The sequence below is a fragment of the Halomonas sp. LMYGS-3 genome (genome assembly GCF_059509875.1).
The window spans coordinates 1-23,757 of sequence record NZ_JCAKFQ010000014.1 but is presented as its reverse complement, the minus strand read 5'-3'; the positions used below and the strand labels follow the sequence as shown (position 1 = coordinate 23,757).

General features: G+C 68.3%; 20 protein-coding genes and 1 riboswitch. Of the genes, 5 read left to right on the top strand and 15 right to left on the bottom strand.

The annotated features are described in order from the left end of the window. Nucleotides 1–85: 85 nt before the first annotated feature. The 3 genes from dksA to AC5W54_RS13840 all read left to right on the top strand — a co-directional run bounded on the left by dksA (nucleotide 86) and on the right by AC5W54_RS13840 (nucleotide 3,254). Nucleotides 86–514 (top strand): RNA polymerase-binding protein DksA, encoded by a 429-nt coding sequence (gene dksA / locus AC5W54_RS13850; RefSeq protein ID WP_495962667.1) that lies wholly within the window; start codon nucleotides 86–88, stop codon nucleotides 512–514. Further along, nucleotides 514–1,734 carry a zinc metallochaperone GTPase ZigA gene (gene zigA, locus AC5W54_RS13845; protein WP_495962666.1) on the top strand — a complete coding sequence of 407 codons (1,221 nt, stop codon included), beginning with the start codon at nucleotides 514–516 and terminating at the stop codon, nucleotides 1,732–1,734. The genes dksA and zigA overlap by 1 nt, the downstream gene beginning before the upstream one ends. 176 nt (nucleotides 1,735–1,910) lie before the next feature. Continuing rightward, nucleotides 1,911–3,254, top strand: coding sequence for a serine hydrolase (locus tag AC5W54_RS13840; RefSeq protein ID WP_495962665.1), 1,344 nt, complete (start codon nucleotides 1,911–1,913; stop codon nucleotides 3,252–3,254). A gap of 400 nt (nucleotides 3,255–3,654) precedes the next feature. On the opposite strand, the gene AC5W54_RS13835 is transcribed toward AC5W54_RS13840, so the two are convergent. The 10 genes from AC5W54_RS13835 to AC5W54_RS13790 all read right to left on the bottom strand — a co-directional run bounded on the left by AC5W54_RS13835 (nucleotide 3,655) and on the right by AC5W54_RS13790 (nucleotide 17,470). Beyond that, complete coding sequence (locus AC5W54_RS13835) at nucleotides 3,655–4,674, bottom strand: tetratricopeptide repeat protein (RefSeq protein WP_495962664.1); 1,020 nt, start codon at nucleotides 4,672–4,674, stop codon at nucleotides 3,655–3,657. Between the two features lie 4 nt (nucleotides 4,675–4,678). Continuing rightward, a complete protein-coding gene (locus AC5W54_RS13830) occupies nucleotides 4,679–7,987 on the bottom strand; it encodes a hypothetical protein (protein ID WP_495962663.1) in 3,309 nt (1,102 codons plus the stop codon). Then, nucleotides 7,984–8,811 (bottom strand): DUF4123 domain-containing protein, encoded by an 828-nt coding sequence (locus AC5W54_RS13825; protein WP_495962662.1) that lies wholly within the window; start codon nucleotides 8,809–8,811, stop codon nucleotides 7,984–7,986. Before AC5W54_RS13825 ends, AC5W54_RS13830 begins: the two co-directional genes overlap by 4 nt. Continuing rightward, a complete protein-coding gene (locus AC5W54_RS13820) occupies nucleotides 8,796–10,919 on the bottom strand; it encodes a type VI secretion system Vgr family protein (RefSeq protein ID WP_495962661.1) in 2,124 nt (707 codons plus the stop codon). The genes AC5W54_RS13825 and AC5W54_RS13820 overlap by 16 nt, the downstream gene beginning before the upstream one ends. A 233-nt stretch (nucleotides 10,920–11,152) precedes the next feature. Continuing rightward, nucleotides 11,153–11,671: an Hcp family type VI secretion system effector gene (locus AC5W54_RS13815; RefSeq protein ID WP_421415056.1), complete on the bottom strand. Its 519-nt coding sequence runs from the start codon at nucleotides 11,669–11,671 to the stop codon at nucleotides 11,153–11,155. A gap of 259 nt (nucleotides 11,672–11,930) precedes the next feature. Then, a complete protein-coding gene (locus AC5W54_RS13810; protein WP_495962660.1) occupies nucleotides 11,931–13,391 on the bottom strand; it encodes an ABC transporter ATP-binding protein in 1,461 nt (486 codons plus the stop codon). Next, the gene (locus tag AC5W54_RS13805) at nucleotides 13,388–14,212 is read right to left on the bottom strand and encodes an ABC transporter permease (protein WP_495962659.1); all 825 of its coding nucleotides are present in this window, start codon (nucleotides 14,210–14,212) and stop codon (nucleotides 13,388–13,390) included. Before AC5W54_RS13805 ends, AC5W54_RS13810 begins: the two co-directional genes overlap by 4 nt. Continuing rightward, nucleotides 14,209–15,192 (bottom strand): ABC transporter permease, encoded by a 984-nt coding sequence (locus tag AC5W54_RS13800; protein WP_495962658.1) that lies wholly within the window; start codon nucleotides 15,190–15,192, stop codon nucleotides 14,209–14,211. Before AC5W54_RS13800 ends, AC5W54_RS13805 begins: the two co-directional genes overlap by 4 nt. Continuing rightward, nucleotides 15,189–16,802, bottom strand: coding sequence for an ABC transporter substrate-binding protein (locus AC5W54_RS13795; protein ID WP_495962657.1), 1,614 nt, complete (start codon nucleotides 16,800–16,802; stop codon nucleotides 15,189–15,191). Before AC5W54_RS13795 ends, AC5W54_RS13800 begins: the two co-directional genes overlap by 4 nt. Beyond that, a complete protein-coding gene (locus tag AC5W54_RS13790; RefSeq protein ID WP_495962656.1) occupies nucleotides 16,799–17,470 on the bottom strand; it encodes a DUF1826 domain-containing protein in 672 nt (223 codons plus the stop codon). The genes AC5W54_RS13795 and AC5W54_RS13790 overlap by 4 nt, the downstream gene beginning before the upstream one ends. Nucleotides 17,471–17,591: 121 nt before the next feature. Here AC5W54_RS13790 and AC5W54_RS13785 point away from each other — a divergent pair, with 121 nt between their 5' ends. Continuing rightward, nucleotides 17,592–18,209, top strand: a complete 618-nt coding sequence (locus AC5W54_RS13785; RefSeq protein WP_495962655.1) for a CobW family GTP-binding protein — start codon at nucleotides 17,592–17,594, stop codon at nucleotides 18,207–18,209. 125 nt (nucleotides 18,210–18,334) lie between these two features. Then, nucleotides 18,335–19,210 carry a DMT family transporter gene (locus AC5W54_RS13780; protein WP_495962654.1) on the top strand — a complete coding sequence of 292 codons (876 nt, stop codon included), beginning with the start codon at nucleotides 18,335–18,337 and terminating at the stop codon, nucleotides 19,208–19,210. 6 nt (nucleotides 19,211–19,216) lie between these two features. On the opposite strand, the gene thiE is transcribed toward AC5W54_RS13780, so the two are convergent. From thiE to AC5W54_RS13755, 5 genes are all read right to left on the bottom strand, one after another. Then, nucleotides 19,217–19,834: a thiamine phosphate synthase gene (gene thiE, locus AC5W54_RS13775; RefSeq protein ID WP_495962653.1), complete on the bottom strand. Its 618-nt coding sequence runs from the start codon at nucleotides 19,832–19,834 to the stop codon at nucleotides 19,217–19,219. A gap of 36 nt (nucleotides 19,835–19,870) precedes the next feature. Then, nucleotides 19,871–19,973: riboswitch (TPP riboswitch) on the bottom strand. A 43-nt stretch (nucleotides 19,974–20,016) separates the two neighbouring features. Continuing rightward, nucleotides 20,017–20,805, bottom strand: a complete 789-nt coding sequence (locus AC5W54_RS13770; RefSeq protein ID WP_495962652.1) for a glycosyltransferase family 32 protein — start codon at nucleotides 20,803–20,805, stop codon at nucleotides 20,017–20,019. A gap of 116 nt (nucleotides 20,806–20,921) precedes the next feature. Then, the gene (locus tag AC5W54_RS13765) at nucleotides 20,922–22,310 is read right to left on the bottom strand and encodes an ATP-binding protein (protein WP_495962651.1); all 1,389 of its coding nucleotides are present in this window, start codon (nucleotides 22,308–22,310) and stop codon (nucleotides 20,922–20,924) included. Further along, a complete protein-coding gene (locus AC5W54_RS13760; protein WP_495962650.1) occupies nucleotides 22,307–22,987 on the bottom strand; it encodes a response regulator transcription factor in 681 nt (226 codons plus the stop codon). Before AC5W54_RS13760 ends, AC5W54_RS13765 begins: the two co-directional genes overlap by 4 nt. Nucleotides 22,988–23,083: 96 nt before the next feature. Continuing rightward, a complete protein-coding gene (locus tag AC5W54_RS13755) occupies nucleotides 23,084–23,590 on the bottom strand; it encodes a C40 family peptidase (RefSeq protein WP_495962649.1) in 507 nt (168 codons plus the stop codon). Nucleotides 23,591–23,757 lie beyond the last annotated feature (167 nt).

Sequence of the window (23,757 nt, the reverse complement as noted above, 5' to 3'; positions counted from 1 at the left end):
TGAGGCGATGTCGGAGCAGAGGCTTGCGCCAAGAATGCAATAATATAACATTGCTATCTTGATGCCCCCCGCAGGAGACCCACCAATGGCGCGTAGCCCGGAAGCGATGCGTCTGCTGGCCATGCCGGAAGACGACTACATGAACGACGAACAGCTGGCGTTCTTTCGCCAGCGGCTGCTGGCCGAGCAGGCCGAGGTGGAGAGCCACCTCAAGGAAGTGCGTGACGCCATCGGGGCCCATCAGCAGGGAGGTGACGAGTTCGACCGCGCGGCGATCGAGGAGGAGACGCGCCTGCTGCTGCGCCAGGCCGACCGCGAGACACGGCTGCTGCACAAGATCGCCCAGGCCCTGCGGCGGATCGACGACGGCGACTACGGCTACTGCGAGGAGACCGGCCTGCCCATCGGCCTGGAGCGCCTGCTGCTGCGCCCCACCGCGACCCTCTGCCTGGAGGCCAAGGAGCGCCAGGAGCAGCGCGAGCACCACTTCAGCAAATCCCGAGGAGACCAGTGATGACCCGCGTGTCCGATACCCTGCCCGTCACCGTGCTGTCCGGCTTTCTCGGTGCCGGCAAGACCACCCTGCTCAACCATATCCTTGCCAACCGCGAGGGGCGTCGCGTGGCGGTGATCGTCAACGACATGAGCGAGGTCAACATCGATGCCGCCATGGTGCGCGGCACGCCCGACGGTGACGGGGAGATCGCCCTCAATCGCGCCGAGGAGCGGCTGGTCGAGATGAGCAACGGCTGCATCTGCTGCACCCTGCGCGAGGACCTGCTGATCGAGGTCGGCCGCCTGGCGAGGGAGGGGCGCTTCGACCAGCTGGTGATCGAGTCCACCGGCATCTCCGAGCCATTGCCGGTGGCCGAGACCTTCACCTTCGAGGACGAGCACGGCCGCAGCCTCTCCAGCATGGCCCGGCTCGATACCCTGGTCACCGTGGTCGACGGCGTCAACTTCCTCGCCCAGTACCGCGAGGCCCAGTCGCTGGCCGAGGCCGGGGAGAGCCTGGGCGAGGAAGACGAGCGCAACGTCGCCGACCTGCTGGTCGACCAGATCGAGTTCTGCGACGTGCTGCTGATCAGCAAGACCGACCTGATCGACGCGGCCCGGCTCGCGGAGCTCGAGGCGGTGCTGCGCACGCTCAACCCTGACGCCGAGCTGATCCCCATGGCCAACGGCCGGGTCGCACTGGACAAGGTGCTCGACACCGGCCGCTTCAGCTTCGAGCGTGCCCAGCAGGCCCCCGGCTGGCTCAAGGAGCTGCGTGGCGAGCACGTGCCGGAGACCGAGGAGTACGGCATCTCGAGCTTCGCCTATCACGCCCGCCGCCCCTTCCATCCGCAGAAGTTCCATGAGCTGCTGCACGGTGACTGGTTCGGCGGTCGGCTGCTACGCTCCAAGGGATTCTTCTGGCTGGCCACCCGGCCGCAGTATGCGGGGCAGTGGAGCCAGGCCGGGGGCATCGCCCATCACGGCTTCGCCGGCCTGTTCTGGAAGGCGGTGCCCGAGTCGCGCTGGCCCGACGACCCGGAGTATCGAGCCGCGATCATGGAGAAGTGGCAGGAGCCCTTCGGCGACATGCGCCAGGAGCTGGTCTTCATCGGCCAGCACCTCGACCGGGAGCGGATCCGCCGGGCGCTCGACGACTGCCTGCTGAGCGACGGGGAACTGTCGGCGGGAAAGGCGGTCTGGGAAGCGTTGCCGGACCCCTTTCCGGCCTGGCAATGAGAGGGAGATGTGGAATGAAGCCGACAAATACGGCCCTTGTCCCACGTTATTCACCCTGTACAGTATGGAAATCCTGTTCATAATGCAGTATGAAGGGCCGCGTCGACGGCGCGCAGGGGAACTCAGAGGGAACGCATATGGTGACCGCAACCATAACCACAAATCGGCGCCATGGCATGACGGCACTCGCGCTGCTGGCGTGCCTGGCGATGCTCATTGCCATGCCGGCGAAGGCCAATCCGCGTTACGCGGCCATCGTGGTCGACGTCGAGAGCGGCGAGGTGCTGCATGCGGCCAATGCCGACGAGACACGCTACCCGGCGTCGCTAACCAAGATGATGACGCTCTACCTGCTGTTCGAGGCGCTGGAGAACGGCTCCATGAGCCTGCACCAGGCGCTGCCGGTGTCGGCTCAGGCGGCCGCCATGCCGGCCTCAAAGCTGTGGCTCAAGGCCGGCTCCAGCATCTCGGTGGAGGATGCCATCTTCGCCCTGGTGGTGCGCTCGGCCAACGACGTGGCCGTGGTGGTCGCCGAGGCGCTGGGGGGCAGCGAACGTCAGTTCGGCCAGATGATGACCGCCAAGGCCCGCGAACTCGGCATGCCGGTCACCCAGTTCCGCAACGCCTCGGGGCTGCCCGACAACGGCCAGACCACCACCGCTCGGGACATGGCCACGCTATCGATCCGCCTGATGCAGGACTTCCCGCAGTACTACCACTACTTCTCCACCCAGCGCTTCACCTACCGCGGTACCACCCACACCAGCCACAACCGGCTGGTGCGCAACTATGCCGGGGCCGACGGCCTCAAGACCGGTTTCATTCGCGCCTCCGGCTTCAATGTCGCCACCTCGGCGGTACGCGACGGGCGTCGGATTCTGTCGGTGGTGATGGGCGGGTTCACCGCCCAGTCCCGGGACGCCCATATGGCGGATCTGCTTGACCGCGGCTTCGTGCGCGCCTCGCTGCTGGGGCGTGGCGACTGGATCGCGCAGTCGGACTTCTCCGGCGACTTCATGGCCAACGCCAACCGCGGTAGTGTGTCGACACCGGAAGCCCCCGCCGCATCGAGTGATGGATTGTCGACGCTGCTGGCCAGCATCGAGACCTCAGCGATCGCGAGCCCGACGGCCAGCTCGGCACCTCCCGCCGTGCGCTCGGGGACCGAGCAGGGGTCTGCGGAAGACCCGATTCGCGACCTGATCGCACGCTCCGAACCGCCGGCCGCTTCTCCCGAGCGGGTGACGCATCGCCTCGAGCCGGTGGGCTCGAGTGGAGGCTGGGGCGTCCAGGTGGGTGCCTTCAGCGACGCCGGCAACGCCCGCAGCCTGGCCAGCCGCGCCGCCGATCGCCTGACCAGCGAGCTGTCCGGGGCCCGCATCGACGTGGACGAGACAGCAGGGCCGCAGAAGATCTTTCGGGCGCGCCTGGTCAACCTCGACGAGAACCAGGCCTACCGTGCCTGCCGCAGCCTGGTACAGGAAGGCATGGACTGCATGGTGATCAACGCCGGGCTCTAGGTTGCCGCTCGGGAGCCGTTGGCGGGAAGCGCCATGGCCTGATCCCCGGAGCGAACTCAGGCAGAACGAGTAGGTGTTGCCGCGAACGGAAGAGCCCCCTCCAGAACTGCATAGGCGATACTGCAGCTCTGGAGAGGCTCTTGAACGCAGCAGTGTAATCCCCGATGTTGCAACGCCTCATGCCTTCGTCTTTGGCCGCCTGAATATCGGGCTCCAGGGCCCAGGCGGCGATGGGCAAGCTCAACACCGCCACCAACAGGCTGGTTTTCATTATTCTGCGCATAAGATCAACGGTCCGTATCGGTATAGACGACAAAGGTCTCTCTGGGTGAGGTGCGCATCCAGACCGTTATCGGCAGCATCAGAAGAGCGAATGTCAGCAGGAGTGACATAGGACGGATCAGTAGCCAAAGCGCGGGGGAAAGTTCGAGAGCGGCGGCTCGCGGCCGATCCATTCGCGCTCTGCCAAGGCTTCAGCTTCTTGTTGCTTGCTTTCATCAAGCATATGGCTACGTAAACTCAAACTCCTGGCAGACGATGTATTTCCTAGCTCTTCATGGATGGCGTAATAAATTGCCCAGCCTTTTACTAAATCCTTATCAACCTGGCAGACGGCATCCTTTTCCGGCTCCATATAACAGGAGCCAAGCCAGCGTCGCCCATTGATATGGCCTAGCTCTGATGCCGCCACGAACCAAGACCATGCCTCTTGGTGTTGTCCCAAGTTGGACAGCGTTGCCGCTAATCGATCCATGGCAGGCACATACCCCTGCTCCGCCGCTTGGCGGAACCATGCCGCGGCGGCGCTGAGCCGGCGACCGTTGGTCCAGTACCAGCCGCGCCCCCCCATGATTTGGCGGCCCCAGAGGGTTTGGGCTTCAGGGAGTCCCGCTTCGGCGGCACGCTCCAACCATTTGCCTGCTCGGCTGGGAATGCCCAGCATGTTGTAAATCCCCGTTAATCGAGAAGCATCGAGATGGGCGTAGATGTGGTACAGCGCCAGCATGGCATCGGGATCGCCGGCCTCGGCCTGGGGCTGGGCCTCGGCCAGGGCGGCATGGTGCCAGTCCTCATACCCATCGGGACAACGATCACCGGCGGTGCAGGCACCACCCTGGAACAGCCGCAGCATGGAGTAAACATCGCCTTCTGCTGCGGCTTTTAAATACCATTCCATGGCTTCTCGGGTCAGACCCATCATATGCTGTCGCCGCTCCGCCTCTCCCATGTAATACATGGCATCGACATCCCCCGCTTCTGCGGCTTGTTGCAGATAGGGAAGGGCTGCTGTCGAGTGGCCAATGTTATAAAGCCGCATCCCCTTGTCTTTGGCGGCTTGCACCTCGGGCTCCAGGGCCCAGGCGGCGATGGGTAAGCTCAACACCGCCAACAGCAAACTGGCTTTCATTGTCTGGCGCATAAGATCAACGGTCCGTATCGGTATAGACGACAAAGGTCCCTCTGGGTGAGGTACGTAGCTGACAGTAATCGTCGACCTCTAGACCCAATCGATAAGCGATAAGACGATACTTATCACGTGCCTCTTGAGCATCCTGATCCATCGTTCCAGGTATATGCTGCATAAACTGATCCAGCCGGTAACGGTTCTGGCAGTAGGCCGCCCCCCAACCGCGTGCTTCGTCATAGGTGCCGTCCAGCGACATCCGCGCCACCGCGCGTTCGAACAGGTGCTGGGCCTTGGCGCGGTCGTAATGGCCACTGGCAATATACCCTTCTTCCAGCCAGCCCAGGCAGTTGGCAATGGCGATCTGCTGGAGGTCGGTGGCCTGGTTGCGGTCGTAGTGCTTGCCGTCGATGGTATAGCCGCGCCAGCCCGGCGGGAACGTCAGGGTATTCAGTAGCGGCCCTAGGGCTTCCGGATAGAGGTTCCTGATCCAAGCTGCTAGCTGAGGCGCTTGTTCAGGGTTTCCCGCCGCATCGACAATTGCATAAGCAACCATCCCCGCCCGGTCGCTCTGGGTCATCAGGTCGTAGAGGTGCTGGATACCGTCCAGGCCCCGGGCGGCGAGCAGGCCCACGTCGAGCAGGGTGGTGGTGGCCAGGTAAGCCAGCCGGCTCATGCCCTCGAAGGCGTCGCGGTCGACCCAGTCGACGAAGGCGTAGTCGTTGTCGCGCAGCGCCTGGCTGAGCATCATCAGCCACAAGTTGAGCTGCTGCAGGTCGAGCTCCATGGCGATCTGGCCGCCTACGCCCTTGCCCGCCACGACCTTGCCCTTGAAGTAGGCCACGAACTTGCCCTGGTGAATGCCCAGGCGCAGGCCGAGCTCGCCGCCGATGCCTCCGGCGGCTTCCAGCCCCAGCACGGCATGGCCGAGAGTGCGCCAGGCGGTGAGTTCGGCCTGCTGGTTGCTCAGGGTCAGCCAGTCGCGGTCGGCCAGTTGGGGCAATTGCCGGGTGATGTCGGCCGGCGGCTGCCAGCGCATGCTGCAGCGCGTGTTGACCCCCACCGTGGCACCGGCGAAGGCCTTGAAGGTGGCCCCTTGAGCCTCGCGCTGGGCCCACTCGAGCCCGGTGAGCTTGACGCCGTTGTGATCGAAGCCCAGCCCGGTTTCGGCCGTCAGCGCCAGGGTGGCACCGGCGAACCCCTTGGCGACCGCCGCGGCTTGCAGCGAGTAGCACCCAAGGTCGCGCAGTTCGTTCTCGCGTTGCGTCAGTACCGCGGCGAATGGCGTGGCATCGCGTTCATGGGGAAGGTACAGCGTGCCCAGGCTGATTTCGCCACGCGCCAGGCTGTAGGTGCCTTTCAACTCCAACTGGTACTTGGCCCCGGCGCTGGGGCGCGGCGTGCCGCTTGCGCCCTCGCTGGCACGCCAGGGGCCGTGGCGAGGGCCGCCGATGTTACGCTCGCCGGCGACTTCGCGACGCTGCCGCACTTGCGCCGATGCCGAGCCTTCCGCCTTCGATTTTTTCTCCCACTCGAAGAGCTCCAGCGAAGCCTCGCGCTCGATCAGGGTCACCGGTTCGTCGAGGTGGACACCCAGCGCATCGTTCAGCGAGGCATGGGGCATGCCCACCAGACGCAGCATCTGCGCCTGGGCGCTGGCATCGAACAGGCGCAGGCGCTCCCGGCTGGGGCCGGTGAACAGGATGCGCTGCAATGTCTCCGCCCAGGCGCTCTTGGCGCTTTCTTGCTGGAGAGACTGCACCTCATACCCTTGGGCGTCGAGATAGTCGAAGAAAGCGTCGGGCACGAAGAAGCCCAGGCGCTCCTCGAACCAGTCGGCGCGTCGCTCGATGCGTTCGCAGCCGCGTCGTGCCAGCCAGTTGGACAGGGCGGTTTCGTTGGCCTCCCAGAGCGTGGCGGGCAGCACGCCATCCTGCTCCAGGTCGCGCAGCAGCGCCGGGCGCTCCCCGTCACGCACGTCGCGCAGCAGGTGGCGCAGACTGACATGGCTCAACGCCTGCTCGGCACGGGGCGAGCTGAATTCGCGCAGCGGGAAGTCCTTGCGGGCCAGCACGTCGATATTCTGGCGATGGTAGCCCAGGGCATGGCGCTGGTCGCTGATGTCCGCTTGCCAGAACAACACCCGCTGGGGGCGCATACCTTGTACCTGCGCTTCGGCCAGTTGGTAGAGGACGTCCAACTGTTCCACCAGTTGGTTGAAGGCCTCGCGCTCTTCCTGAAAGAGGTGAATGGGGAGTGCCGAGCGGCGTGCGGTGGCCGTGGCCCACTCCCCGAGTTTCGCTTCCACTTCGCCGAACAGATTTGCGGCTTGCTTCAGCACACGGTTGTAGTGATCGAAGGCCTCGATACCGGGCTCGAGTCCGGCGGGGGATCCGCTCAGCGGCGCATCGGCCAGGGCCCACTCCGGCGTGGCGACACCCAGGGTGGCGAGGGCGAGAATGCTGTCGCAGTAGGCTCGCAGGTCGGCATCGAGCCGTTCCGCTTCGTGACTAACGAAATCACCGATAATGGCGCAGCGCGACGAGTCCTTGGGCGACATCGATTCGCAGTCGGCGAGGAAGGCCTGGTACTCCACCAAGGCTTCCCGCACCGGCAGCAAGGCGCCCGGCTGGTCGACGGAGGCGTTCTTCTGGATGACGGCGGCCCGGCACTGCCGATAGGTTTCCAGCGCCGATTCGATCTCCGCTTCCCAGGGGCCGTAGTAACCGTTGCCATCGATCACATAGCCTTCCTCCCTGGCGCGCTCCATGCCCCGGCGGTAGAGGGCATGAAGCTCCTCCACCAGGCGGGTCTCCTCGGCATTCCATACCCGGTCCCAGAGACGGGGAGCGCCGACAATAAGAGGAGAGACCCAGAACCAGAAGTTCTCGTTTAGCGGGGTATGGGCGCTGACGCGCTGAGCCGGATCGGTCTCCTCGTCGCCGCGTTCCTGCATCAGTTCGCCCAGGCGCTTCAGCTTCTCGCCTGCCTGATCGCGCTCGGCCTCATCCAGGAAGTTTTCCGGCCGCGCCGGCAGGAAGCACTCCAACAGGCTGGCGTCTGTATTGAGATGCTCCAGGCGCTGGATGGGGTCTGCCACTTTGACCCAGCCGGCAAGCGCCTCGGCGGCTTCGTGCAGGGCCTTGGCCACCTCCTCGGTGAGCAGCCAGAAGGTGCCGGTACCGGTGAGATAGAGAATGTCGGCCCAGGGGGCCGCTTCGCAGGCCATCGGCGTGGGAACATCCAGGCCGCCATCGAAAGCGGGGGATTGGAACTCGGGCAGAAACAGCGGGGCGTGCAGGCTGCCGGGCCCTGTGTTCGAGGTCATGAAAGGCGCTCCAGTTCGCTGATTTTCTGCGCTTCGGTAAGGCTCGTATCGAACAGGGTGGCTTGGGCGTGGCGCCACATTGCAGCATCGGCGTGGCGAACCAGCGGCAGCAGGCGTTTCCTCTCCCGCCAGCCTGCGATGTCGGCCTCGGCGAGCTGTGTCAGCCGCTCCAGCCATTCCGGCGGCAGTTCCTGCAGCGGTATGTCGGTCGCCTGGCTGAGCCACCAGGCGCGCTGGCTCTCTTTCAGGGCCTGTTCCAGTTCGTGGGTCAGTGGCGGCGCCTCGGTCTCGCCGTCGTGGGCGGCAGGCTGCCACGCCTGCCAGTGCGGCTGGGGCGTGGGCGTGACGACCTGCCCGAGCGGCCCGAGGCAGTGGGCGTAGGCGGTGTCGCTGCTGGCGGCGAGCAGGGCCGTCCAGGCGATTGGGTCCTGCAGGTTGACCAGCGACTGGCCGCCATGGGGGGCGTCGAGCACGAACAGGCGGCGCAGGTGGTCGGCCAACGCGTCGAAGCGGGCAGCCTGTGCCGGCTGGAAGGCCCAGCCGAGGCGCTGCTCGTGGCACAGGACCTCGGCGGCCTGCCAGGCCTCGCTGCCGAGCGTGAGTTCGATCAGCCAGGGGCTCGCTTCGATGAGCGGGGCCAGGGGGGTGGCGGCGAACAGGGTCAGGAAGTCGTGCCAGCCGGGTTGGCCCACGAGCGCGGCGCAGTGCTCGGAGGCGCGGCGCTGGTCGAGTACCACATAGACGGGGCGCTGGGCGGCGAAGCCGGCCGCCACGGCGTCGACTCGCTGGCTGCGCTCGCCGATACGGGTCAGCCAGCCAGGCATGGGCAATCCCCCCGGCTGCAGGTGGTCTCGCTCAGCTTGCCGCACAGCGGCATCAGCGTCGCGTCGGAGAGCCGGTAATCCTCGAGCTTGGGCAGGGCGGTGGGCGGTATCGCCGCATGTACCTCGGGCACCGCCCGGCCCGGCAGCAGCGGCGTCTCGACGGCCTGACCGGAGCCCGAGCCGGGGCTGCCGCCGGCGTTGATGCGCACGCTGGGGCCGACCAGGGTCACGCCGCTACCGTCGAGCTTGAGGAGGCTGCCGCCGGCGTTCAGCGTCAGTTCGCTGCCGGCTTCGAGCACCACCTGGTGGCCGGCCTTGATGTGCAGCTCGCGGCCGCATTCGCTGAGCCAGGCCTGGCCGGCCTGGACATGCAGGCTGCCCTGCACGATCAGGTGCTGGCTGCCGTTGGTCTGCTCATGGCGGTTGCCGCGCACCGTGTGGTGCTCGTCATTGTCGATCTCGCCGATCCGGTCGTGGTGCACGCTGAGGAAGCTGTCGTGGCCGATCGCCTCGGTGCGGTCGTGGTTGGTGAGCAGCTCCAGGTCCTTCTGGGCGCGCAGCCAGATCTGCTCGCGCTCGGCCTGGTCCTCGAAACGCAGTTCGTTGAAGCCCTCGCCCTGGTGGCTCTGGGTGCGCAGTACCGTGCGGGTCTTGTGCTCGGGCAGCGGATACGGCGGCGTGTTCACCGCGTGGTAGGTGCGCCCGGTGATCAGCGGCTGATCGGGGTCGCCCTCGAGGAAGGACACGATCACCTCGTGGCCGATCCGGGGAATCGCGATGCTGCCGTAGCCGCCGCCGGCCCAGCCCTGGCTGACGCGAAGCCAGGCACTCGCCGTTTCGTTGGGTTCGGCATAGCGATCCCAGGGGAACTGCACCTTGACCCGGCCGTGTTCGTCGCAGTGGATCTCCTCGCCCGCGGGGCCCACCACGAAGGCGACCTGGGGGCCGTCGACGCGAGGCCTGGGGTCGGGCGCGGGGCGCCAGGCGGTATCGGCGGGGGTCAGCACCAGTGTGTTGTAGTACTTGGTCATGTCCATCCCTTCGGCATCCCCCTGCGTGACACCATCCTCCTCCAGGGCCTGGGGCTGGCTGCCGTGGTGCACCACCGAGACCACCTGCCAGTCGCGGTTGAGGCTGTCGGCATCGTGGCCCGCGAGGGTGAAGCGGGTGCCGGGGGCGAGCTCGGGCAGGTCGCTTTCGGCCTCGGCGGTCAACGCATCGTGGCGCAGGTGCTCCAGGCGCAGGCGGGTGAAGGCCTCGCCGGAGGCGTCGGCCTTGTAGCGCCCGGGGTAGTCGTAGTGCTCGTAGTCGTCTCTCTGCGCATGCTCCTCCAATCCCTCGGCAGCGTGCTCGTGTCGTTGGGCCTGATGTAACTGTGAATAGCCGGGCTGCTTGAAGGAGGTGTCCTTGAGGATCGCCGAGGCGGGCCGGACCCGCGATACCTGGCGGAGCTTGCGCAGATGACGCAACGGCGGCGTGCCGCCGGCGCGGCCGTGGTAGGTGCGCTCGCCGAGGCCGGCCAGCACCTGGGGGTCGTCGGCGAACACCAGCCGGTGGACGCCGCCGGCCTCGTTCTCGCCACTCTCGAAGAACTCGTGGAAGTAGAACAGCCCCTCCTCGGCGGCCAGGCGCTGGATGAAGGCCAGGTCGGTCTCGCGGTACTGCACGCAGTACTCGCGCTCGGCGGGCTCGCGGGTCACCGCGAAGGCCACATCACGCAGGCCGCGCTCCTCGCACAGGGTGTTGATGATGGTCAGCGGCGAGACCTTCTGGAAGATCCGCGAGTTGTGGCGCAGGCCGAGGCGCCACAGCGCCGGCTGGAGGGTCAGCGTGTAACGGGTGCGGCGGTGGCCGCGGTCGCCGCGGCCGAACTCGGTGGCCACGCCGTGGATGCGGCGCAACGGCGCGCCGTCCTGCCAGATCGTCAGGGTCAGCTCGCGGTCGAGGAAGGTCTCGGGCGAGAGGTCGCCGTCGCGGCTGGCGAGGTTGACGACCAGCGCGAAGGGCGCCGAGAGGGTTTCGGTCAGCGTGAAGTCGACCACCGCCAGGTCGACGTTCTCGGTGCCGGCGAGGGCCAGGGTGAACTGCAGTCCGGTTGCGTTGGCCATCTGGGCTTCCCTCCTGGAAGATGCCGGCGCGCCACGCCATTGCCCGGCAGGTTACGTGAGTGCCCCGGCATGGCAAGGGGGCAGCGGCCTGCAAGGGCGAAGGCTGACAGGGGATGTCGGTGATGTCTGACATGCGGCGATGTCAGCACTCGGCGAGCAAGTGCAGGCGTCGCGACACGCGGGATGCCCCGCCAGGCTGCGAGCGCTGGCCGGGCGAGGCATCACGACGGGCCTCAGCCCTCGATCGGGGCGCGCCAGTCGTCGGAGCCGGAGGTGCCGGCGACGGTGTGCTCCCAGTCGATCTTGCGGTAGGCCAGGGAGACGTCCATCAGCTGGGTGAACTCGGCCTTGGTGATGTCCTGGGCATGGGGCATGCGCAGGTTGATGTCGACGATGGTGGCGTCGGTCAGCTTGGTGGTGAAGAAGTGCTCCTGCTTGCCCTCGACGGAGGTGCGGTACCACTTCAGCTCGACGTTGGGCAGCATCTCGCCGGAAGCCAGGGCGTTGTACATCAGCGGCACGGCCTTGTTCAGGGCCACGGTGAAGACGAACGGCTTGTGGGCGCGCTGGCCGGAGGGCTGGCCGGACTGCGGGTCGGTGGGCACGGTGACGACATGCTTGAACTCCTGGACCAGCATCTCGTCCTCGTGGCCCTCGACGTAGATGTTACCCACGGAGTCGGGGGTGAAGGCCCCGGCGGTGATGTTGCCCTGGGTCTGGCCTTCGATGCTGATATAGCAAGGTGTCGGCATGAGTCTGCTCCTTGACGAGGTAAGAGAATGTCCGATGGACACTCTGTTAGAGCAGGTGGCGTGCCAAGGTGGGAAAATATATTGCCTATCAAAAGGTTGTGGTTCTTCCTCGACGAGAAGCTAAATAGAATTAGGCAAGAAGCTGCCCGGATCAGGCAAGGAGTTGCCCGGCGGGCAATATCTGGCCTGGCCTTCCGGGGCCAGCGAGAAAAAAGCGGCCAATAAATGGCCGCCGTATGCACTGCTTGCCATGGACTGGCTATGAGGGGGAGGAAACAGGCTCTGGACGAGCGGCGCCCCTTCGGCGGCTCTTCTCCTCCGCCTCGTTGACGAGTGACAGCCGTCGGTCGCACAGCCGTTCGACCAGCGCCGGGTCGTGGCTGACCAGCATCACGCCGCAGCGGCGCTCCCGGGCCAGTTCCACCAGCAGGGCGAGGGTCTCGCGCTGGGTGATGGGGTCGAGCCGCGAGGTGGGTTCGTCGGCGAACAGGAAACGCGGCTCGAGCAGCAGCACCCGCAGAATGGCGAAGCGCTGCAGCTCGCCACCGGAGATCTCGCCGGGGCGGCGCGCCAGCAGTCGCTCGTCGAGGCCCAGGCGTGCCATCCAGGGGGGGATGGCGCGGCGATCGAGGCGATGACGGCGCACCAGGTCGTCGAGCAGCCGGCCGAGCGTCCAGTGCGGCGAGAAGGCCGCCGGCGGATCCTGGTAGAGCTTCTGCCGGCCGAGCGGCGAGCCCGGCGCATGGTGTATCTCCCCGGCGTCCGCGTGGGCCACGCCCAGCAGCAGATCGCCCAGGGTGCTCTTGCCGCAGCCCGAAGGCCCGACCACGCCGACGATCTCGCCGGGCTGGATGGACAGCGAGAGGTCGCGGAACAGCTCGCGGCCGCCGCGCGTCTTGGCCAGCCCGGTGGCCGCGACCACGGATCCCTCGCGGCGGGAAGCGAGTGGCGGCGGGGCCGGCCAGCGGGCCGGTTCGGCGGCCAGCAGGCGCTGACCATAGTCCGTTTGAGGCTCGCCGAGCACCTGCGCGGCCGGGCCGCGCTCGACCACCTCGCCCTGGCGCAGGATCACCACCTCGCCGCCCAGGCGCCGGGCGACGTCGATATCGTGGGTGATGGTCAGCAGGGCCCCGCCCCGTTCCGGCGTGCGCGCCAGCAGTTCCACCACGGCGTCGCGGCGCGGTGCGTCGAGGCCCTTGGTGGGCTCGTCGGCGATCACGATGGTCGCGCCGCCGGCGCTGGCGGCGGCAAACGCCACTCGCTGCGCCATGCCGCCGGAGAGCTCGCCGGGCAGCTTGTGGCCGGCCTCCGCCAGCCCCAGCTCGGCCAGGTCGGCCCGGGCCGCCCGGCGCGCTTCATGCCTGCCGCGACCGGCCACGTGGCGATGGCTCTCGGCGACCTGGTGCACGGCCCGCATGGTCGGGTCCAGGGCGTGCCAGGGCTCCTGGGGCAGCAGCGCCAGGCGGCGGCCCCACAACGGACGGCGCAAGGGGCCGTCGGCGGCCTCGAAGGCCTCGCCGTCGATCGTCAGCCGGCCGCGGGCGGCGAGGCCGCGGGGCAGGGTGCCCATGATCGCCTGGGCGATCAGGCTCTTGCCGGAGCCGGTCTCGCCGAGCAGGGTGAGGCGCTCGCCTGGGGCCAGGCTGAGCGAGACCGGGGCGATGGTCACGCCATCGCCGTGGATCGCCAGGTCGTCGACCTTCAGCAGGGGTGCGGTCATCGGGGGTCTCTCCCGGCCAGCAGGTTGAGGCTCATCACCAGCACGAACAGCACCAGGATCGGCTGGGCCATGGCCCAGGGGGCCTCGTGGTAGTAGGGCAGCAGCTCGATCATCATCAGCCCCAGTTCGGCGGTGGGCGGGCGCAGGCCGACGCTGACGAACCCGAGCGCGGCCATGGCCAGGATCGCGCTGGCGGCGCCGAAGGCAGCCAGGGTCAGCACCTGGGGGGCGAGCTCCGGCCACAGGTGGCGGCGGAACAGGTAGAGCGGGCCGAAGCCCAGCAGGCGGCTCGCTTCGAGCTGGGGGGAGGCCACCAGCACCCGGGTGCGGGCGCGGACCAGGCGGAAGTACTCGATCCACAGCACCAGCGAGATACCGACATAGAGCGCCCAGAAGTTGCCCGGGGCGATGGCCACCAGCAGCAGCACCAGCAGCAGCCCGGGCAGCGCCAGGCAGGCGTCGGCCAGGCTGCCCAGCACGCGGTCCAGCCAGCCGCCGCGCCAGCCGGCGATCACGCCGAGCAGCACGCCGGGTACGGCGGCGGTGGCCACGCTGAGCAGCGCCATGCCGAAGGAGAGGCGGATGGCGGCGGCGAGGCGGGCCAGCAGGCTGCGGCCCAGGTGGTCGGTACCCAGCGGTTCGGCCAGCGACGGCAGCTGCAGGATACGGGTCAGCTGCTGGCGGGCCGGGTCGGCGTCGAAGAGCCACGGCACCAGCCAGGCGAAGGCCAGCAGCAGCGCCAGCATCGCCGCCCCCAGGCGCTGGCGGGGGCCGAGCGCCGGCAGGGGCAGGACGCGTAAGCGAAGAGCGAGGGTCGTCATGCCTGGCGCCTCCTGGGGTCGAGCAGGTGGCAGACGATATCCACCAGGGTGTTGAGCGCCACGAACAGCAGCCCCATGACCAGGGCGGTGCCCTGGATCATCGGCACGTCGCGGGCGACGATGGCGTGCACCAGGGCGTGGCCGATGCCGGGCCAGGCGAACAGCGTCTCGACCACCACCACGCCCTCGATCAGGTACACGAACTGCACGCCGAGGTAGGCGATCACCGGTACCGCGGCGTTGCGCAGGCCGTGGCGCAGGAAGCTCAGCCGCTCATTCAGCCCCTTGGTGCGCGAGAAGGCGTAGTAGGCCGACTGGGAGACGTCGGCCATGGCGTTGCGCGCCACCCGGCTGGAGACCGCCGCCAGGGCGAGCGCCAGGGTCAGCGCCGGCAGCACGCTGTGGGCGGTGCGGCCGTGGCCGGCGGCGGGCAGCCAGCCCAGCGTCACCGAGAACAGCAGGATCAGCAGCAGGCCCACGGCGAAGGGGGGCAGGGCGCGCAGCACGCTGGCGGCGACTTCGCTGACGCGGTCCAGGGCGCCGCGGGGCCTGAGGCCGGCGGCCAGGCCCAGCGGCGGGCCGAGCAGCAGCGAGAGCAGGACGGCGGACGCCGCCAGCCCCAGGGAGTGGCCGAGCTGATGCCACAGCTCGTGCACCACCGGTGCGCCGCTGACCAGCGAACGGCCCAGGTCGAACTGCACCAGGTCCCATAGCCAGCCGAAGTAGGCACCCAGGGCCGGCTGGTCCAGGGCCAGCTCGGCGCGTACCGCCTCGGCGGCGGCGCTGTTGACCATGTCATGGCCGTAACGCCCGGCGGCGATGCGATAGGCCATGTCGCCGGGCAAGGTGCGGGTCAGCACGAAGGTTAGGGTGCCGACCATCCACGCCACCAGCCCGGCCTGGAACAGCCGCTGCAGCAGCAGGCCGCGCAGGTCTGCCGTCCAGCGCGGGGTCATCCGTGACGTCAACGCTTGGCTCATTCGCTCCACCTCAGCTCATCGATGCGGTAGCTGCGCTCCAGCGGGTCGATGGAGAAGCCCTCGAGCGCGCCGTTGACCGCGGCGGTCTGCTGATACCAGGCCACGGGGATGACCGGCATGGTCTCGTTCAGGCGTCGCGCGACCTGCCCTGCCAGTTCGGTGCGGGCCTCGGGATCCGCCTCGTGGCGCAGGGTGTCGAGCCAGGCAGCCAGGTCGTCGTCGCGCCAGCCCATGGCGCCCCAGTCGCCGCCCATGGCGTCCGGATCGCTGCCGAAGTCGTCGAGCAGGGTACCGAGCGGGTCGGGCACCAGGCCGTAGTTACGGGCCATCAGGCCCAGCTCGAGGCTGCCGTCGCGGTGGCCCGAGGGGATCTCGCTGGCGTTGCCCACCGCCACCTCGAGCTCCACGCCCAGCTCGCGCCACTGGTCCTGCAGGGCGGTGGCGACCAGCGGCAGCTCCGGACGGTCGGAGAAGGTGCGCAGGGTGAGGTGGAACGGCTCGCCGTCGCGCTCGAGGGTGCCGTGGCCGTTCGCCTCCCAGCCCAGCTCGGCCAGCAGTTCGCGAGCCTGGTCGAGGTCCCGAGCCGCATCGCCCTCGAGGCCCAGGTGCCAGGGCCCGAGGCTTGCCGGGAAGAGCTCGGCGGCCGCGGCCTCCGGGTTGCGCAGCAGGCCGGCGGCGATGCCGGGGCGATCGATGGCCAGTCCCAGTGCCCGGCGGGCACGGTCGTCGTCGAGGAAGCGGTGCCCGGCGTTGACCTTGAGCACGATGGTGCGCGGCAGCGGTTCGGCGTGCAGCGCGAGCCGGTCGTGGCGGGAGAGCCGCGCGCGGCTGGCCGGGTCGAGGGTGAAGACGATATCGGCGTCGCCGCTCTCGGCCATCAGTGCCCGGGTCTCGCCGCGGCCCACCGCCAGGTAGCTGGCGCTCTCGATGGCGGGCGCCTCGCCCCAGTAATCGTCGAAGCGCTCCACGTCGAGCCGCTGCGGGGGTGCCACGGTTTCCACCCGATAGGGGCCGGTACCGATCGCCTGGGTGACCCGCCCCTCGTCATCAAAGGCGCCCGGGGCGAGGATCAGGGTGGTGGAGTGGGCCAGCAGGGCCGGCAGCGGCGCGAAGGGGCTCTCGAGCTGGATCACCACCTCGTTGCCATCGGCCGCAATGGCCGTGATGGGCGCCGAATCGAGCATGCCCGGCTTGGCCAGGGCGTGCTGCAGGCTCGTGGCCACCGCTTCCGCTGTCAGCGGGCTGCCGTCGTGAAAGGTGACGTCATCACGCAGGGTGAAGCGCCAGGTCAGGCTGTCTTCACTGGGCTGCCAGGACGCCGCCAGCCCCGGTGCGAGCTGGCCGTCGGCGTCGGTATCGACCAGCGTCTCGGCGACGCGCATGCGCGCGTAGATATAGCCCGAGGTGGAGGGGTCGGCGCCGGTGATCTCCCAGGGGGCGACGATATCCAGGCTGCGGACATCGGCCAGGGCGACGGAGGAGCTCAAGGCCAGGGCGAGGCCGGCGAGTAGGGGGCGGGGGTGTGGCATCTTGCAGTCTTCCTTGGTGGGGATGTCATTGAAGGCGGTGTCGTGGGTGTCGGCTCGTTCTGTGTATCCAGAGCGACTCATCCCGGGTCCAGGGCCAGCAGCAGGCGCCTCTCGCCCAGAGCAGGCCGGGGGCTGCGATGCACCAGGCCGCGTCCCTCGTTGCCGATCCAGCCGTCGCCCTTGAGCAGTGCCAGGTCGCCTGCGCCGAGCCGCCCGATCGCGGCGGGGTCGGTGACGATTTCCGGCTTGTCGGCGCGGGGTGCACCCAGGCCGGCACGATCGACGGCGTGCTCGGGCAGCCACTCGCTGCCGGGGCCGGCGTAGGTGGTCACCAGGCGTACCGCCAGGTTGTCGACATGGAAGCGTGGGCACATGGCCTCGTCGAGGAGGCGCAGGCGGATGCCGATGGTCTCGGTGTCGAACAGGAAGGCCAGGGCACTGGCGATGGTGCCGATATCATCCAGCAGGGCCGTGGCCTGATCGGGGGCCGGCAGGTGCCGCCGCAGGTCGGCTCGCATGGCCTCGCCGGGAGCCCCCCGCCAGCGCCAGTCCAGCCGGGCATCGGCAGTCAGCTGGGCCGCCACGCTGTCACGCAGGGGCTTCGGCAGCGTGCGTTCCATGACGGCGAGGGTGATATCCTCCTCGAAGATGCGCGGCAGCACACCGATGTCGTCTCCGTAGGCCCAGTGCGGGTAATCCGGGGGTCGGGGAAGCGGATCGTTCGGTGTCATGGGAAGCGGGGCGGCCATAGCGAGCTTCTCCTCGGCAGAAGATAAAGGTTACTATATAACATAACAAGTGTGCTCTCGGACAATACCCGCAGGCAGCGTCATGGATATGGCATCCTCACCACGGCGTCCACGGATACCCGTGACCGTCATCACCGGCTTTCCCGGCAGTGGCAAGACGACGCTGCTGAACCAGCTGGTTCGGCAGCCCGCGATGCGAGGCGCCCTGGTCGTGATCGATGAGTCCCCCGATATCGGGGGAGTGGTGAAGACGAGCGAGGGCTGTCTGTGTCACACGCGAAGCGGTGATCTGGGCGATACGCTGCGCGAGGCCATTGCGCCGGGGGGCCGGGAGGGAAGCTGGCCCTTCTCCCGAGTGATCATCGAGACCGCCGGACTGACCGACCCGACACCGATCCTGCAGACCCTGACGGGCGATCCCCGGCTGGTCGGCCGCGTGCGCATGGATAGCCTGGTCTGCCTGGTGGATGCCGCCAGCGGACTGTCGACGCTTCGGGCGCACCGTGAATCGGTACGCCAGGTGGCCATGGCCGATCGCCTGCTGATCAGCAAGACCGACCTGGTGGATGAGGAGGGCTTCTCGCGCCTGAGCCATCGGCTGGCCCGGCTCAACCCGGCGGCCGAGCAGATCCAGGTGGCCAACGGCAGGCTGGAGGCCTCGCTGGTCAGCGGTCCCCATCCCGCCATGACCCTCCGCGCAACCGCTCGGCGGCATGCCGCAGCGGCCGAAACGTCATAGGGATTGCCATCGGCGACCCGACGGTTGCCGTTTGTCTGCTAACGTCCTAGCCTGTCGTCATGTTCACGCCCCGCTGGCCCGCTCCGGACCGGCGGGGTGGTTTTTTGTGTCATCGGGAGGTCGTCATGTCGCCGTCGTTGAAGGGGATCCTGTTCATGTGCGCGGGTGTCTTCTGTCTGGCGCTCGGCGACGCCATCGCCAAGTGGCTGGGCGAGGTGCATTCGCCGCTGCAGATCATCTTCTTCCGTACCCTGGTGTCGCTGCCGCTGATCGCGCTGCTGGCACATTTCGGTGGCGGCCTGCGCAAGCTGCGCACTCGCCGGCCCGGCGTGCACCTGGTGCGTGGGCTGATCTACACCGGGACCATGGTCTGCTTCGTGCTCGGCCTGACCCTCTTGCCGCTGGCCGAGGCCACGGCCATCGCCTTCGTGGCGCCGCTGTTCGTCACGCTGCTCTCGGTGCCACTGCTCGGCGAGCGAATCGATCCGCCGGTGCTGGCGGCCTCGCTGGTGGGGTTCGTCGGGGTGCTGGTGGTGGTGCGCCCGGGCGGTGACGCCTTCCATCCCGGGGCGCTGGCATTGCTCGGCGCGGCGGTCTTCTATGCGCTGATGATGATCACCGCCCGGCGCTACGGTGGTCGCGAACACCTCTGGGCCATGGTCTTCTACATGACCCTGGTGCCACTGGTGATCACCGCGGTGTTGCTGCCCTGGGTGTGGCAGGCGCCACACGCCTGGCACTGGCTGGGGTTTCTCGGCTCGGGGATCGCCGGGATCGGCGCCACCGCCTTCATCACCCTGGCGTTCCGCTTCGCACCGGCAGCCATCGCCGCCCCCTTCGACTATACCGCCATGCTCTGGGCGGTGCTGCTGGGCTGGTGGTTCTGGGGCGAGATGCCCGATCTCTGGGTCTTCGTCGGCAGTGTGCTGATCATCGGCAGCGGCCTGGCGATCGCCTACCACGATCGCCGCACGACGCTGAAGCGTCGCCCCTCCTCCTGATCGCGGTCAGCGCGGCGGGAAGAAGGCCCGCGCCGCGGCCTCGGGGTCCGGCGTGCCGCAGATCGCCGAGATCACCGCCAGGCCCTGGGCCCCCGCCGCCAGTACCGCAGGGACGTGCTCGGCCTTGAGGCCGCCGATGGCCACCGCGGGCAGGGGGCTCGCGGCGACCAGCGAGGCCAGGCCGTCGACGCCCAGCGGCGTGGCGTGGTCGTGCTTGCTGGGCGTGGCGAATACCGGCCCGAGGCCGAGGTAGTCGAGGGGGCCAGGATCGAGGCGAGCGAGTTGCTCGTGGGTCTGCACCGAGAGGCCGAGTAATGCCCGCTTGCCAAGGACGGCGCGGGCGAGGGCCACGTCACCGTCATCCTGCCCCAGGTGCAGGCCGTCGGCCCCGGCGGCCAGGGCCACCTCGAGGCGGTCGTTGACGATCAGCGGTACGCCGCTGCCGGCCAGGGCGGCCTTGAGGCGGCGTGCCTGGTCGGTCAGCTCGGCGTCGGAGGCGTGCTTGTCGCGCAGTTGCACCAGCGTCACGCCGCCGCGCACGGCGGCAACCACCGTGTCCACCAGCCCGCGGTCGGCGCAGAGGTCGGGGTCGGTGACCAGGTAGAGCGAAAGATCGAGTGGCATGCAGTCCTCCCGGCCGGGAGGTGCAGGCAAGCGGAAGGCAGGCGCTGCACGACTCCCTACGCCGGCATTATCCGGGTCAGGTTCCAAGGGTGCGTCTCAGCCACGGCACTCTGTCGCCGTGGCGCCCCTGTCGTCGACTTCCTACTATCCACACCCGCCTGCCTCCTGTAAAGCGCCCGGGCTCAGGCCGCCTCCTCCCTCACGACCGCGACGCGCTGCTGCTCCCGGTTCCACTTGCCCTGCGGCTTGTCGAGGTACTGGAAGTATTCGTTGGTGAAACTGCCCTGGGTACAGGCATAGCGGTAGAGCACGGTGTCCAGGCTGTGGATGTCCAGCACCCGATTGAACACCCCGGGACCGGTCATGTCGAAGACACCCCTGATCGTGTTCGCCTCGATATTGGTGTTGATCGCCCGGATCACGGCCGCCAGCTCGGGGGTGTGGGGTTCGCTGGCGATGAAGAAGTTGTTGAGGGTGTCGCGCTTGGTGCGGATGAACAGCGACGACCGATCGGGCCCGAGCAGGCGCCCGAGTGGCCACGTCAGGTGGGCGTCGATATCCAGGTAGACGCCGCCATGGGCCTGCAGCACCAGGACCCGCCAGAAGTCCGCCTGGGCGGCGCCGATCTGCAGCCGGGAATAGTTTCTGAAGGTGTGTTCGGAATAGTGCTGCCTGATGAAGTCGGCGCGGGCCTCGGTGATCATGAAGCGATATTCGAAGCCGGGCGCCATGAGGCGGTTGAACAGGTAGTTCAGGTAGACCGGCAGGGTCACGCGGTCGGTGAAGTTGGTCTGCCAGAGGATGCGGGGAATGGCGGTCGGCCGCCGGCTCCGGATCCAGGGGGCGGCCTTGGCCGGCAGGGTGAAGCGCTTGTCGGGGAAGACGAAGTGGAAGGCGTAACACGCGAGCTTGAGCAGGTTGGCAACGAGCTTGATCAAGCGGGTGGTCAGCAGTCTATGCAGCGGCTTCATGGGGATGCCTATGGTGTCGGATTCGAGAGCGGCGCGCAGAGGAATTGCGCCGCGTACCGGCTCCATCGTCCGGGGTGAAGCTTAAGGCTGACTTAAGAAGAGATGATGATCCGGCGTCAGTTGCGTTCTTTTCGTCGCGGCAGGATGGCCACGGCGCGCAGCCCCCGGGCGGGGGCGTCTTCCAGCACCAATCGCCCGCCGTGGCGCTGCAGAAGCCGGTCGACGATGGAGAGCCCCAGGCCGGCACCCGCGCTCGGGCCAGCCCGGTGGAAACGCTCGATCACCCGCTGGCGCTCCTCGGCCGGGATGCCGGGCCCCTGGTCGTCGACGTGCAGGGTGACCCGGTCATCGCCCGCCGACAGCGTGATCCGGATCGTCCCGCCATCGGGGGAGTGCTGCAGGGCGTTGCTCACCAGGTTCTGAATCAGGGTGTCGATGGCACCGGGTTCGACCCGCAGCTGCCAGTCGGCGCCCTCGTCGGCGTCCAGGCATATCTCGAGGCCGCGCTCGGCAGCCAACGGCGAGAGCTTGGTCAACGCCTCCCGGGTCTCCTGCAGCAGGTCGCCGTCGCGTCCGGTCTCGGTGGCGTCCTCCTCGGGGTCGAGGCGAGCCAGGGTGAGCAGCTGGGTGACCAGACGGGTGACCCGGGAGACGCCATCGCGCAGCTTGTCCAGCGCCTCGCTACGATCCTCGGGGGTCTCGGCTGACAGGGCGTTCTGGGCGTGCAGGTCGAGCACGGCCAGCGGGGTGCGCAGTTCATGGGCAGCATCGGCGATGAAGCGCTTCTCGCGCACCCGCAGGCCGCGGATACGCTCCAGCAGACGGTTCAGGGCGCCGACGATGGTGTCCAGCTCGCGGGGCAGGGGGCGCATCACCAGCGGCTGCAGGTTGTGCGGGTCGCGCCGACGAAGCTGCTCGGCCATTCGCGACAAGGGGCGAAGGCCCCAGCCGATGGCCCACCACAGCAACAGGGCCAGTATCGGCAGCCCGAGCATGTCCGGCATCAGGGTGCGCAGGGCGATGAGGGTCACCAGTTCGCCGCGGACGTCTTCACGCTCCCCCACCAGCACGCGCAGAGGCCGTTCCGGATGGCTCAGGGCATAGACCCGCCAGCCGTGCCCCGCCAGGCTGGTGTTCTCGTAGCCCTCGGCCAGCGACGTGAGCGGCGCCTCCGGGGCGCTGGCCGAGCGCAGCAGCAGGGTGTCGTCCTGCCAGATCTGGAAGGCGATCTTGCTCTCGTAGCGGTGCCCGGCGATGCGCTTGTCGGCCTGCTCGGCACGCTGCAGGGCGCTGTCCAGACTGGCCAGCAGGGGAGCGAGCTCCTCGGCGGCCAGCGGTGCCTGCATCAGCCCTTCCAGCAAGCGGGCGTTCTGGGCCAGGTTGGCGTCGAACAGCTCCTCCACCTCATGGGCGGCATCGCGGTAGCTGGTGATGCCGAGCGCCAGCACGCTCAGGCCGAACACCAGGAGCACCACCCCGAGGGTGCGGTGAAGGATCGAGCTCACGGGACCTTGCCCGGGGCAGGACTATCGAGGACATAGCCGATGCCGCGCAGCGTGCGGATCAGCTCGGGACAGAGCTTGCGGCGCAGGTGGTGGACGTGCACCTCGATGGCATTGCTCTCGACCTCCTCGTCCCAGCCGTAGACCAGCCGGGTCAGGGTATCGCGAGTGAAGACCCGTCCCGGGTGGCCCATGAACTCCTGGAGCAGGGTGAACTCGCGACGCGAGAGCGGCACCGATTCGCCGTGGTAGCTGACGCTTCGGGTATCGGGGTCGAGCCGGATGCCGTGCACCTCCAGCACGTTGCTGGTCTGCCCCTGGCTGCGGCGCAGCAGGGCGCGCAGGCGCGCCTTGAGTTCGGCCACCTCGAAGGGCTTGACCAGGTAATCGTCGGCGCCGGCATCCAGCCCCCGGATGCGGTCGTCGACGGCGTCCCGGGCGGTCAATACCAGCACCGGCACACGGTTGCCGCGCCGCCGGACAGCCTCCAGCACCTGGAGGCCGTCGAGGCCGGGCAGCCCCAGGTCGAGGATCACCGCATCGAAGGGTTCTTCGCCCTTCAGGGCGGTCAGGGCCGAGCGGCCGTCGGCCAGCAGGTCGACGGTGTAGTGTTCCGGCTTCAGGGCCTGGCGGATGCCCGCGGCCAGGCTAGGGTCGTCTTCCACCAGCAATATGCGCATGTCGTGTCCCGAATCACTCCTGTAGCTGACCGAGCAGAGTAGTGGCGCATCTCGCAGCATCCCGCGTCGGCGGGGTTGCCGCCGGGTCGGAGGACCTCAGGGCGCCGGCGCGGCGGCGCCGAGGAAGCGGTCCTGCCAGTAGGCGATATGCAGCGGCACGCTGACGACCTCGCGGCCGCGCCCCGGGGCGTGGATCATCTGGCCGTTGCCGCGGTAGATGCCCACGTGGGTCGCCTTGCGGCGGTCGCCGAAGAACAGCAGGTCGCCCGGGCGGGCCTGGTTGACCTCCGGCAGTTGGCGGAACTGGTCGTCGGCGGTGCGTGGCACCGCGAGGCCGGCGCTGCGATAGACCAGCTCGACCAGGCCGGAGCAGTCCAGGCCCTCGGGGGTGTTGCCGCCCGGCCGATAGGGCGTGCCGAGGGCCTGCTCGGCGGAGGCGAGGATCAGTGCCCGCTCGAGGGAGAGGCCCTCATCGGGGGCGGTGTCACGAGTGGCCAGCTCACGGCCGGCGCAGCCGGCCAGCATCAGCAGGACCAGCCCCGCCGCCAGCAGGCGCAGGGGCGGGCGTGGCCGGTGGGCGGACCGACGGGTTGTGCAGGGCATGTCGAGCACCGAACGGCATCCCTCGCTGATGGACATGCCCCTGGTATGGATTGACCTGTCAAGGGCTCGGTTGTCTCTGGTGCATGCGGTTGTCCTCAATGCCTACGGGTCAGGGAGCGAAGGGCTATCAGCGACGGTGGATCTCTCTGGTATTCGTGGGTTGGGTA